12 protein-coding genes and 1 pseudogene are annotated in these 12,569 nt (G+C 37.0%); 3 read left to right on the top strand and 10 right to left on the bottom strand.

What is annotated here, in order from left to right:
* Positions 1–22: 22 nt before the first annotated feature.
* From A9C19_RS03130 to A9C19_RS03115, 4 genes are all read right to left on the bottom strand, one after another.
* Positions 23–232, bottom strand: a complete 210-nt coding sequence (locus A9C19_RS03130) for a hypothetical protein (RefSeq protein ID WP_072578607.1) — start codon at positions 230–232, stop codon at positions 23–25.
* Positions 232–936, bottom strand: coding sequence for a DUF4176 domain-containing protein (locus A9C19_RS03125; RefSeq protein ID WP_072578606.1), 705 nt, complete (start codon positions 934–936; stop codon positions 232–234). Before A9C19_RS03125 ends, A9C19_RS03130 begins: the two co-directional genes overlap by 1 nt.
* Positions 937–1,703: 767 nt before the next feature.
* Positions 1,704–2,837 carry an endonuclease gene (locus tag A9C19_RS03120; RefSeq protein ID WP_072578605.1) on the bottom strand — a complete coding sequence of 378 codons (1,134 nt, stop codon included), beginning with the start codon at positions 2,835–2,837 and terminating at the stop codon, positions 1,704–1,706.
* 244 nt (positions 2,838–3,081) lie between these two features.
* Entirely contained in the window at positions 3,082–3,318 is a 237-nt protein-coding gene (locus A9C19_RS03115) for a YuzB family protein (protein WP_072578604.1), read from the bottom strand.
* Between the two features lie 446 nt (positions 3,319–3,764).
* Here A9C19_RS03115 and A9C19_RS03110 point away from each other — a divergent pair, with 446 nt between their 5' ends.
* Positions 3,765–4,832 carry an NAD(P)/FAD-dependent oxidoreductase gene (locus tag A9C19_RS03110; RefSeq protein ID WP_072578603.1) on the top strand — a complete coding sequence of 356 codons (1,068 nt, stop codon included), beginning with the start codon at positions 3,765–3,767 and terminating at the stop codon, positions 4,830–4,832.
* A 117-nt stretch (positions 4,833–4,949) separates the two neighbouring features.
* Here the strand turns inward: A9C19_RS03110 and A9C19_RS03105 are convergent, their stop codons facing one another.
* Positions 4,950–5,276, bottom strand: a complete 327-nt coding sequence (locus A9C19_RS03105; protein WP_233499231.1) for a YuzD family protein — start codon at positions 5,274–5,276, stop codon at positions 4,950–4,952.
* A gap of 305 nt (positions 5,277–5,581) precedes the next feature.
* Between A9C19_RS03105 and A9C19_RS03100 the strand changes: the two are divergent.
* Positions 5,582–5,797, top strand: a pseudogene (locus A9C19_RS03100) (NifU family protein); the annotation flags it as partial.
* A gap of 313 nt (positions 5,798–6,110) precedes the next feature.
* Here the strand turns inward: A9C19_RS03100 and thrB are convergent.
* The 5 genes from thrB to yutH form a co-directional block, all read right to left on the bottom strand.
* Positions 6,111–7,025 (bottom strand): homoserine kinase, encoded by a 915-nt coding sequence (thrB, locus tag A9C19_RS03095; protein ID WP_072578600.1) that lies wholly within the window; start codon positions 7,023–7,025, stop codon positions 6,111–6,113.
* A complete protein-coding gene (gene thrC, locus A9C19_RS03090) occupies positions 7,022–8,080 on the bottom strand; it encodes a threonine synthase (protein WP_072581717.1) in 1,059 nt (352 codons plus the stop codon). The genes thrB and thrC overlap by 4 nt, the downstream gene beginning before the upstream one ends.
* Positions 8,080–9,378, bottom strand: a complete 1,299-nt coding sequence (locus A9C19_RS03085) for a homoserine dehydrogenase (RefSeq protein ID WP_099092732.1) — start codon at positions 9,376–9,378, stop codon at positions 8,080–8,082. The genes thrC and A9C19_RS03085 overlap by 1 nt, the downstream gene beginning before the upstream one ends.
* 279 nt (positions 9,379–9,657) lie before the next feature.
* On the bottom strand, positions 9,658–10,626 hold the full coding sequence (locus tag A9C19_RS03080; protein WP_072578598.1) for a 2-hydroxyacid dehydrogenase: 969 nt from the start codon (positions 10,624–10,626) through the stop codon (positions 9,658–9,660).
* Positions 10,627–10,745: 119 nt separating this feature from the next.
* On the bottom strand, positions 10,746–11,747 hold the full coding sequence (gene yutH, locus A9C19_RS03075; protein WP_072578597.1) for a spore coat putative kinase YutH: 1,002 nt from the start codon (positions 11,745–11,747) through the stop codon (positions 10,746–10,748).
* 245 nt (positions 11,748–11,992) lie between these two features.
* Between yutH and A9C19_RS03070 the strand changes: the two genes are divergently transcribed.
* Positions 11,993–12,493, top strand: coding sequence for a phosphatidylglycerophosphatase A family protein (locus tag A9C19_RS03070; RefSeq protein WP_072578596.1), 501 nt, complete (start codon positions 11,993–11,995; stop codon positions 12,491–12,493).
* Positions 12,494–12,569 lie beyond the last annotated feature (76 nt).

The raw sequence follows: 12,569 nt of genomic DNA, 5'->3' as shown, positions 1-12,569 counted from the left end.
TAAACTCCTCTCTACCAACTTTTTATCTAAAATGAACAGATTGAATCGTGGCAAGTAATTGATCAATCTCTGCAATCATTTCTTCTATCATTTCTCTCATCTCTTCTTCAACAGATGCATTTTCTAAGTCCATTTGCTCAAAATTTTTCTTAATCTCATATTTGGCATCCTCCAAAGACGAGCTAATCCCAGAAACTAAGTTATAACAAAAGCCTGACGTATAAAGTGCCATTACCTTTTACCCGCTCTTTCCTTAGACTCAATTTCAAGCTGAAGACGTTTCATATCTTGTGCTGAAAATTCAATTGACTTCATATTTTTTTGAACAATAAAATCTTCTTTTACAAGCAGAAGAAAGGCTTCTTCCATATCATCTTTATAGCCAGTATGGATCACATTTGTAATTAATGGCTCTGTAAAATAGATCGTTGTATCTTTCTTCATTTCTCCTACAGGGTAAATAGAGCCACCGTAAGGGAAATACGTTTGATACCCTGTTGGTGCTATAAAACGTTTTGTAATCACAACTTTGGTAGGTGAAGACGTTTGATGTTCCGGAATAAAATGAAGTGGGTTAAGTTCAACTACTGTTCCTAGCGGTAACACCTCTCTCATGATTTCCATACAGGAAGTAATAAGGAGGACAAAAAGCTCCTCAGGTAAACAAAAATATGTTTGTGCAAACTGAATCACGTGCTCATTATGTTCTCTTCTATAAATAATCTTATCTCCATTTGTACATTGTAATTCGTAGGAGGATCGCTCTTGCTTGTAAGCATAGTAAAGTTCTGGAAAGACAAGTTCATCATCAAGATACACATCTGCAAACTCATTGATTGCCACACGATATCTAATCTTTGCTTCATTTGATAAAGAGTCAATGACTTGAGCCACTTTTTCCATAGCGAGTGTTTTCAACTTTATTTTTTCATTCATTCCACTCACTCACTTTCATGTTAATTTTTTACATACATATTTATTATAAATAAAGTGATTGGAAATTATATAGTAAATAATATCTAAAAATAACAGGTACACTTCAATACTCCTAGATATATGTACTTACTCTTTCAAGAAAAATAGTCTGAAAGGTTACTATGTGAATCAACTTCAATGTATCATCTGTTTTACATTTAAGAATGTTATTAACCGTGTATTGTTTATTAACATGTTTAAGATGAAGAAAACTGTTTGTTTTGGATTTAAGATTCATTCAAGTTAGCCATCAATCCTCTCCCACTGAGAATAGCTTTCTATTAAAACGCTCCTTTCTATAACATTGTTGGTATTTTACTTATTCACAGAATATAGACATCTTCCATCCATAAATACCCGGTATGCAAGAAAGTAAAGAGCTGCTCTCTCTCAAGATAGAGAGCAGCTCTTTACGGAAAATCTCGGCACTTAGGATTTTTCTAAATGAAATACATAGTGTATTTGCGTGTATTTAGTGCTAGAGTATCGAAAAACAATTGGTGATAGGTTATTGATAGCTTGTAGGGGAAATCTCAATACATTCCTAAGAAATAGCTTTTAGGTATATCGTTGAATTGAAAGCTGGTAGTGGTGAAGGATAAAAATGGCACCCCATTGCATTGAAACAACGCTGTATCAATGCAATGGGGATGCCTGGTTATTTCTACGCTTATTTGATTAGTGTCTCACACAGCAAGCTCGTTCTTCAGAGATATTAGAACAGTGCCTTACCAAATAAGATCTACCCATTCAGGATGATCAATAAATGGGTTTCGATTATATTGATAATTTGTATAGATTTCATTGTTTCTATTACGTTCGAAGTCATCTACTGGATCTTGAACATGCCACTCTAATAATGTTGATAATTTTCCATGTAGTGGTGCAGATCCGTTATTTACAGTTTCTGTTACTTCAAGATCTAATTCTCCGCTATCTCCTTCATAGCGTACAGCCATATAGAAAATCATTCTCGCAACATCACCTTTTACTTCATCTCTTGGCTCCCAAGAATCGCTGTCCGCATAGGTATCTGGTGCTTCTTTTTGAGCTGTTCCACCATTATCAAAATCTTTGTTTCCTCTTGAACTGTTTACCGTTACATCTGTTGGACGCAAATGATGAAGGTCTGTGCCTGCTCCCATCGTTGTTCCAAAGTCACCATGTGATTTTGCCCAGACATGTTCGCGATTCCAAGAATCAACTCCTGTACCGTTAGATGTTTTGCTTTGAGAACGCCCTGTATAAAGCAAGATTACATTGTTTGAATTAGTAGGATCTTCATCTGTATTTCGTAATGCTTCCCATACATTGTCGTAGGAGATCTCATTGTGATCATCAATAATAGTATGTAGAGCTGATTTTAAAGCAGAGCCTGTTTTTCCTGTAGCCGTTTGATAATAAGAGTCAAGATTACTAGATGACTCTCCTGACGTGCCTCCGGAAGATACAAGAGTCATGGTAGTCGTATTTTTTAGACCAGCGTGAGAATAATAGGATGTTAGATTACCAGTTACTTTAACCTTTTTGCCCATTAAACTTGGGTTACTTTTCAAACCAAATCCTGCTCTAAATTGAGAAGGTATTTGGACATATAGCATGTTAGATGTGCTTTTTTCACTTACATGATCAGCGATAGCTAAAGCGTAGTCGTCTGAAAATTGGCTTGTTTCTACTGTTGTTGATGAATTTGGTTTTCCTACCACGTACCCTTCCACTGTTTGAATGGAATTATTTTGTACTTGTAGAGCTTGAGATACTGATAGAGAGCTAGCTGCATTCGTTGATGCAAAGGAGATACCAGAGACAAATAGTGCCAAGATCAAAATAAATGCGTAACTAAATTTTCCAAACTTCTTCATAAAAATCCTCCTATACTCGCTTTTTTGACCGCTATCGTACTACCAAAAAATAGCATGTATTTGTAAAGAAAAATCTAGTAGATTGTAAATTCATTCTTTACAAAGCAAAAACAGGAATGATTACTTATAAAAACGAATAGATAGTGACTAGCTTTAGGTATTAATCATCAGGTAATTAAGTCTACTATCTATACGAAAATAGCCTTAAAAAAAGACCATCCGGAATGGATGGTCTTTCATCTAATTAAAACATTGGATTTTCATCCAAATGAGTATATATGTTTTCAACAAGAGCATCAGGATCTTCACCTGTAACAATTTCTCCATTTACAAGTGCAAATAAAGATTGGCTACATTTCCCACAATAGCTTAGGCAGCCATATTCAATAATATCTAAATTTGGATCTTTCTCAAGCTTCTCCAATGCTGATTGTGAGCCATTAGCTAAGTTGCTAATACAGAATTCAATTATTGGCTTCATTTTCCCACCTCTCTACTTTTTCTATCTTAATTCCTTATATGATTTCAGTCAATTTAAATTCTTTTCCTCTTTAAAAAAGGAAACATCTTGATTATGTTACACCTAAAGAATGTATGTTAAAATTTAAAATAAAAGAAAACGTTTTTTTCAATAATGTGTTGAGGTTCTATAGGAAATTCGTTATACTTTTGTATGGAATTTTGAATTATATTTTATCATAATTGCATGGTAAGCATCTATTATTACTCATATTCACACTGAGAGGATTTCCAATTAAAAAGGTCCCTATCTTAATAAAAAGATCTTTTTTAATAGTAAACACATGTCCTTATTTTTTCGTTATAATAATCTTATCATGCTACTAAACTAAGCTTTTTTAATAAGACAATCTTTCTCTATATGAAAAAGCCATCTTTTAAAAACGTGGGGAAAAAGGGGTATCTACTATGAAAAACCTAGTGATCCTTGGCGGAGGTTACGGAGGTATGCGCGTTTTACTTCGTTTACTACCTAATCAATTGCCAGATGATGTTCAAATTACATTAATTGATAAAAATCCTTATCACTGTCTGAAAACAGAGTACTATGCATTAGCTGCTGGTACGATTTCCGACCATCACATTCGTGTATCTTTCCCTGAGCATCCTAGACTTCATGCGAAGTATGGAACTGTCTCTTCTGTTGATCTTGAAGAAAAGAAAGTCATTTTTGAAGACGAAGATCCAGTCTATTATGATGACCTTATTATCGGTTTGGGCTGTGAGGATAAATACCACAATGTTCCTGGTGCTTATGAATATACTAATAGCATTCAGACAATCGATCAATCTAGAGACACCTATACAAAATTAAATAATTTATGTGCTGGTGCAACTGTTGGGATTGTAGGGGCTGGTTTAAGTGGGGTGGAGCTCGCTAGTGAGCTTAGAGAAAGCCGTAAAGACTTAAACATAAAGCTATTTGACAGAAGTAAGCATATCCTATCAAGCTTCCCAGAGCGGTTAAGCAGCTACGTGGAGAAATGGTTTACTGAGCATGGTGTTGAGATTATTAGTGAAGCCAACATTACAAAGGTAGAACCTAATATTGTTTACAACCATGATCAACCATTTGAATGTGACGTCATCGTCTGGACAGCTGGTATTCAGCCAAACAAAGTTGTTCGAGATCTACCAGTTGAGAAGGATAATCAAGGACGTGTTGTCTTAACAACACAGCATTATATTTCCACTCATGAAGATGTATTCGTTGTAGGTGATTGTGCCAGTTTACCTCATGCTCCTAGTGCACAGCTTGCTGAAGCACAGGCTGAGCAAATTGTGCAGGTATTGCAAAAAAAATGGAATAATGAACCTCTTCCTGAATCATTCCCACCATTTAAACTAAAGGGTGTTTTAGGCTCATTAGGAAAGAAGCAAGGCTTTGGACTTGTGAATGATCGTCCATTAATGGGACGTGTACCACGACTACTTAAATCTGGAGTCCTATGGATGTACAAATATCATAACGGGTAATGGCTATTAGTCAGTCTTATTCCATCCATAATAAAGAAGCAGATAAATAATCTGCTTCTTTATATTTTATTCACATCGTCTTTATGTTTATGTTCCAAAGGCTCATTCGACAGCTGCTTAACTTATCACACTTATGTATCCGTGCTTTTCCATCACCTCATAGATTTTCTTCAATCTAGGACTTCCTTCTCCCACCACTTCACCTTCAATTACTACTAGAGGGTAAAAGAATTCATCCGCTAAGATCTTATCAGCCATCTCCTGTTTTTCTTGGTTCTCTTGGGGTTGATGGATATCTATATAGGTTATATGAAAAGCTTGACCTTCATACTTTCTAGATAGTGCCGCCTCAAGCCATTCATAGGTTTCTTTAGCTGAAGGTAAGTTTACACAACTTGGACATAAAACCTCTGCACCATACACATTAATTTCTACGTTTTTCACTCTCTTCACCCACAGTCTGTTTTTCTTCATTGTATTCGAATTAAATAAAAAGTTCCATCCTTCACTCCAAACAAATACCATTTTTCTATAGAGTGAAATATGGTAAGATTAGAAAAGCTCAAGGCGATTAGTTTGACATCCACACAAGATATGTACTAGATTAAAAACTCTGCCTTCAAGTCAAATATGAAAAAATTGGTCATGAGATTGGTTCATCCAATTAGATTTTTTCTTGTATTTCCAATATAATATAAGATAAGGAAAGAAAGGAGTTTGATTATATGACTACTGAAACAACAATTTTCGATCAAGTCCAAGAGGTATTAGATAAACTACGTCCATTTTTACTTCGTGATGGAGGAGATTGTGAATTAGTAGATGTTGAAGATGGGATTGTAAAGCTTCGCTTACTAGGCGCTTGCGGTAGCTGCCCAAGTTCAACAATTACATTAAAAGCAGGTATCGAGCGTGCACTTTTAGAAGAAGTACCTGGTATTATCGAAGTAGAACAAGTATTTTAATAGCAATAGCAAAATGGGCTAACCGTATGGTTAGTCCATTTTTTTAGCTGACAGATCCGTTCCTTAAACAAAAGTGGGACCTCCTGAGCAACGACTGTACATACACGGGTTGCTCTTTTAGGGTAGGCATCTGACTTTTTTGCAAAAACCTCCGACTTCAAGAGCTGGATGTTGAAGTACTTTTTTCACAATCGCTCCATTTTATCCTACCTTAAACCATAAAAGAACCACTCACATCCATATTAGTGAGCGGTTCTTTCGTATGGAGACACATATACACCACCGTTTAGTGTCCAAGTGCCTCACTGTTTTTTCACTTCACACGTTGAATTTGTTCTACTCTACATCCTTGTAGGTCTATTGCAACATGCTCAACTTGACAATTTACAAATTCGTTTGAAAGATAGGAAGCTAGTTCTTCTCCCTGCCCTTTTTCAACAAAAGAGATGACAGTTGGTCCAGCTCCACTAAGTGCAGATCCATACGCACCGAATTTTTTCACCTTTTCCTGAACAAGCTGAATCTCAGGAATGAGCTCCGAGCGATATGGTTGATGAAGAAGGTCCTTTTGCATCATTTTTCCGACTAAATTCCAATTATTTGATAAAAGACCCGCTACTAACATATTACTGACTGCACTTGCTTCTACAGCAGATTTATAGGTAAGCATCTGAGGGAGAACATTTCTGGCATCACTTGTCAATACTTCATACTTAGGTATAACGAGTACACAATCAACCTCTACTTCGGTTAATCTAACAAGTTCTGTTTGATTTTGTTCATGTAAACCAATAACAAGACCTCCATATAAGGATGCACCCACATTATCTGGATGTCCCTCTTCAAGGCTTGCAAATCTTAGCTTCTCATCCTCTGATAAGTTAAGATCACAAAGTTGATTAGCAAGTTCAATACCTGCAATAATAGCAGCTGCACTACTTCCTACTCCCCTTGCCATAGGAATATCACTCCACACTTTTACTTCACATTGTGGTAATTGGCGATTGTAAAGAGATGCTACTTTTAAGGCAATCTGCGCAATAAGATTGCTCTCATTAGTAGGTATTCCCTTTACATCCTCTGTCATAGGGATAAAGACAAAATTATCAGCTTGTTTGACCTCAAGAGTTAAATACTTTCCTAGAGCAAGCCCTACTGAATCAAAGCCTGGTCCCAAGTTGGCAGTACTCCCTGGAACAGATATTTTTAACATGTCTCCTTCTTTCATTGAACCGTAACTCCATTTAATTGCTGTAAAAAGATTTCTTCATCATTTGGTAATACAATAGGCTTAATTTCAGAAACATCAATTGCTGTATTTGGATCCTTTAATCCATTACCTGTGAGAACTGCAACTACTTTACTGCCTTCTTTAATTAAACCTAGCTTACGATGCTTAATTAAACCCGCGATAGATGCGCAAGAGCCTGGTTCTGCGAATACTCCTTCTTCTCGAGCAATTAACTGATACGCTTCTAAGATTTCTTCATCCGTTACAGAATCAATTTTGCCACCTGATTCTTCTTTCGCCCTCACCGCTGTTTCCCAGCTGGCAGGGTTCCCAATTCGAATCGCAGTTGCTACTGTCTCTGGATTAGCAATTGGCTCTCCCCTAACAATTGCAGCAGCACCTTCAGCCTGGAAGCCGTGAATGATAGGAAGGCCTGTTTGTTTCTTTTCATGATATTCTTTGAAACCTTTCCAATAGGCCGTTATATTCCCTGCATTTCCAACAGGAATAGCTAAATAGTCAGGAGCACTTCCAAGCTGCTCACAAACTTCAAACGCAGCTGTTTTTTGCCCTTCAATCCGATAAGGATTAACAGAGTTTACTAGAGTAATAGGTAATTTTTCGCTTATGTTACGAACCATAGTTAACGCATGATCAAAGTTCCCTTGAATGGCATAAATTTCAGCTCCATACATAACAGCTTGTGCCAATTTACCAAAGGCAATCTTTCCATCAGGAATTAGCACGATACATTTCATATTCGCCCTTGCTGCATAGGCTGCCGCTGCAGCTGACGTGTTACCTGTAGAAGCACAAATGACTGTATCACTGCCTTCTTCCTTCGCCTTCGCAACAGCCATCACCATACCTCGATCCTTAAAAGAGCCAGTTGGATTCGTTCCTTCTGTTTTCACATACAATTCAACGCCTAGTTTCTCAGACAGCTTCGGTAAGTGAATAAGCGGAGTATTCCCTTCCTGCAATGTTAATTTTGGTGTATTTTCTGTTACGGGTAAAAATTCTGCAAATTCTTGAATTAAACCTTTCCACATCATACGAATCCGTTCCCTTCTACTCGATAAGTACTTTTCACTTCATCAACTACTGGCAAATCATTTAATCGTTGTAAAATCTGATCAAAATCTCTCTTCGATGCTTTATGTGTCACGATCACAATTTCAGCTAGATTACTATTTTTAATCGGAAGTTGAAGAATTTTTTCAAAGCTAACCCCTTTTTCTGAAAATAGAGAGGTAATGTTCGAAAAAGCACCAACCTGATCTTTTGCACGAATACGGAGGAAATGCTGTGCGTAAATATGTTCTTCACTTTTTAATTGTTTTTCAAATTGAGGGGCTACGGCACTTCTTCCATTTACTCCGAGCCTCATATTCTTCATCACACCGACTACATCCGAAACAACCGCAGTGGCCGTTGGAAGACTTCCAGCACCTGGGCCATAGAACATAGTCTCACCTACAGCTTCTCCATACACATAGACAGCGTTAAATTCGTCGTTTACAGACGCTAGTGGATGGGATTCTGGAAGTAATGTGGGTTCTACCGCTACTTCAATTTTCCCATTCTCGCGCTGAGCAATCCCGATTAACTTCATTGTATAGCCTAATCGTTTGCTATAGCTTATATCGTCATCCGTTACATTCGAAATTCCTTTCACTTGCACGTCCTCTAAATCTACATGCATAGAAAAGCCAAGTCTAGCAAGTATCGCCATTTTTCTTGCGGCATCCAGGCCTTCAACGTCTGAAGTTGGATCGGACTCCGCGTAGCCTAAGTCTTGCGCTTCTTTTAACACTGCATCGTATGCACTACCGAATTTCGACATTTTAGTTAAAATGAAGTTCGTAGTTCCGTTCACAATCCCCATCATTTTCGTAATACGATCTGAAGCTAAACCATCTACTAAACTACGAAGAATAGGAATTCCACCAGCAACACTCGCTTCATAGAATAAGTCACACCCATTTTCAGTCGCAATGGAAAGAAGTTCTGTTCCATACACCGCCATTAAATCCTTATTAGCAGTTACGACATGCTTCTTCGCTTGTAACGCTCCAATTAAGTGATGGCGAGTTTCTTCTACTCCACCCATTACTTCAATCACTACATCTATATCAGGATTATATATAACATCTTCTACGTTTGTTGTAAGCATTTCTTTCTTTATTTCAACTTGTCGAGATTTTTCCAAATCTTTCACAAGAATCTTTGTTACTTTAACTGGACAACCAACTTGATGCATTAATTTGTCCTGGTGGTCTTCGATAATCTTTACAACACCACTTCCAACTGTACCTAGACCTAATAGTCCCACCTGAATTGATTCCACGATACCACTCCTTTTTGTACGTCTATAAAATACAAATGTTTCTCCTTAAAAGACACTAATGATATATTTGTCATTATAAGATGGTTGGAACTGTTTTACAAGGGTGAATTTTCAGTTTTTTTATGTAAGCGATATCAATTGTGGCTCATTCATGAAAAAAGCTCCTCATTTATAGAGAAAATGAATGAAATAGCCGAGTTACCAGCTATTTCAAAGTTTCATTCTTAGATTTCATACAACTACACCTAAGAATCTATGAAAGAATGTAGTCTATATTGCTTATAACCTCACAGGAGTATATGGATCCTTTCCGTTAAGTACTGCAGCTATATTTGACGCGCATAAGTTCATCATGCCATATCTCGTCTCATAGCTAGCACTTCCTATATGTGGTAAAGCCACAACATTTTGTAGACTTACTAGCGGATGACTGGACGGAATTGGCTCATGAAGAAACACATCTAATCCTGCGCCTGCAATTTCACCCGAAACTAAAGCATCATATAAATCCTCTTCGTTTACAACTGCCCCGCGACTTACATTAATAAAGATGGCAGACTTCTTCATTTTATTGAATGCGTCTTTATTAAAAAGCTCCTTCGTTTCTGTCGTTAAAGGTGTTAGGCAGACGACAAAATCCGATTTTTCTAGAAGCTCATAAAATGTACAATATGTCGCTCCAAGCCTTTGTTCCGCCTCTTCATTTTTTGATCGATTATGATAAAGGATGTTCATCTCAAACCCTGTAGCCCTTTTTGCCACAGCTTGTCCAATATTCCCCATGCCAACAATTCCAAGTGTTTTATGATGAACATCGTGTCCCGCTAATAGTAAAGGTCCCCAGCTTTTCCACTGGTCATTCTTTACAACATTTGCAGCCTCCATTAGCCTGCGAGCTGTCGATAGAATAAGTCCAAAGGTTAAATCTGCTGTTGTATCCGTTAAGATATCAGGTGTATTACAAACAACCACACCATTTTCATTTGCTGCTTGAACATCTATGTTATCGAAACCAACCGCTAAGTTAGCGACAACTTTTAATTTATTAGCAGTTGTTAATAATTCCTGATCAATCGAATCAGATAGCATAGTCAGCAGGCCATCTGCGTCTCCTGCCTTCTCAAGTAGTAATTCTCTAGGACAAGGGATTTCTTCCTCTGGCCACATATCTACGTCGGCTATTTCATATAACGGCTGTAGTTGTTGTTCAGAACATTTACGTGTAATAAAGATTTTTGGCCTTTTCACTTCAAACGTCACCTCATTAAAAAATAAGTTCAACCTATTCCTTATTTTAACATACTTACTTTACTACAAAGGAAGAAGGAAGCATTCCTCCCTCCTACTAGTTCATTTGAACAACCAATTTACTTCCCCACTGGCATGATCCATTCTACCTGCGGAAGAACCATTCTCTTAGTCCTCATTGACAGCATACTTGAATAGCTTTGCAAAAAAGCTTCGTACTGATCTGACGTGTCTAAGATTGAGGTTAATTGATCTTCATAGAAAGTATCGCCATTTGATAAATAATAATTTTCCACACACTCAAAGAAATGAACGGGAAATAGCAATCGACTGTAAATCAGTCTCCATGAAAAAGGAGATAGTGGTGAGGTCCGATCATAATCCTCAATAAATTTATACCCATACTGTTTAAATTCTTCTTGATCGTGAAAAAAAGAAAATCTCATGTATTCCGCGAGATCTCTACTATGATGATCAAATACCCAATCTATTGGCGACTTCATTTGCACATCGCCTAACCACGTATTTTTATGAAAACGATGATGACAAATGGTTGCCGAATCGATTGGATGAGGATCTTCATCTAATTCTGTATCAACCAAATACTGTATTCCATTTTCCGCTAATCCTAAATAATATGGAAAAGCTTCAACAAACATCTTTTCAAAGGGGTGCAATGACTCCTGATAAATTTTCCCTCGCCAAAACATTTCCAATTGATCTAATCTTTTTTCCCATAGCATTTTCCATTGGCCAATTCGTTGAGCCTTTGAGATCTGATAAGGATAAGATCGTCCTTTCAGGTGGAATCTTGCTAAATCTCTTCCTATTGCATGTGGCTGAAAGGTTGTTTTAGGGACTTTAAGCAAAAGATAACGATTCTCATCATGTTCAAAGGATAAATAGTTCTCCTTTGTTAACACAATTGTTGCTAAATAAGGCTCCTTCTTATCATTCATATAGTGATTCAGTTGATATAATTCGTATAATTCTTCTTCATCTACATGGGATATAGGGACAATAACAAATTCCGTATGATGTATGGTAAATGTCTGAAGCTGACCCTTCATAAGAATTTCCGGTACTTTAATGCCATACTTTTCTTTCAAGACATCCTTCATTGGGTTCCCTCCACCAAATTATTTCTATTACTATCGTAATCATCAATGAACAGATTTATGATGATTTAGTGGCAGGGACTTCCTTAGTTTTATAGAAGTAGTAAAAAGGGTATATTGTAGAAGAGGTGTCCTGGACGAGTATTATGGAGACTGGTAATGCGAGCGTAATGAATACATAGAATAGTTTACAAAATATCGTCATACAATGAATAAATACGCTAATTTAGAAGAAACAGGTGATTATGATGAAAAATAATGAAAATATGGACATTGTTGAAAAAACAGCGAGAGAATGGATGGTACAACGTGGTGTAACTCTAGATGATATTGCAGAACTTGTTTATTTCCTACAAGAGAAATATCATCCAGATTTAAAAATTGAAGACTGCTTAGAAAATGTTGATAGGGTTCTAACAAAAAGAGAAGTTCAAAATGCCATTCTTACGGGAATACAATTTGATATCCTTGCTGAAAAAGGACAGCTAGAAGAACCACTTCAGTCCATTATTAGTACAGATGAGAGCTTATACGGAGTCGATGAAATTCTCGCATTTTCAATTGTTAATATATACGGGTCTATTGGATTCACGAATTATGGCTATATCGATAAGCTAAAACCAGGAATCCTTCAATACTTAAATGACAAGTCTGGTGGTAAATGTCATACCTTCCTAGATGATATCGTAGGTGCAATAGCTGCTGCTGCGTCAAGTAGACTTGCACATAGAGCCCGAGACGTTGAATAACAAGGTATGACCAAATTACAAAAGGATGCCATTGAATACAAAGGCATCCTTTTGTTTTGTTCTTTTCTCACACGGA

Source organism: Bacillus weihaiensis, from assembly GCF_001889165.1.
GTDB classification, from domain to species: Bacteria; Bacillota; Bacilli; order Bacillales; family Bacillaceae; genus Metabacillus; species Metabacillus weihaiensis.
Note: the sequence above shows the minus strand (reverse complement) of the source record. Positions and strands in the feature narration are given on the sequence as shown.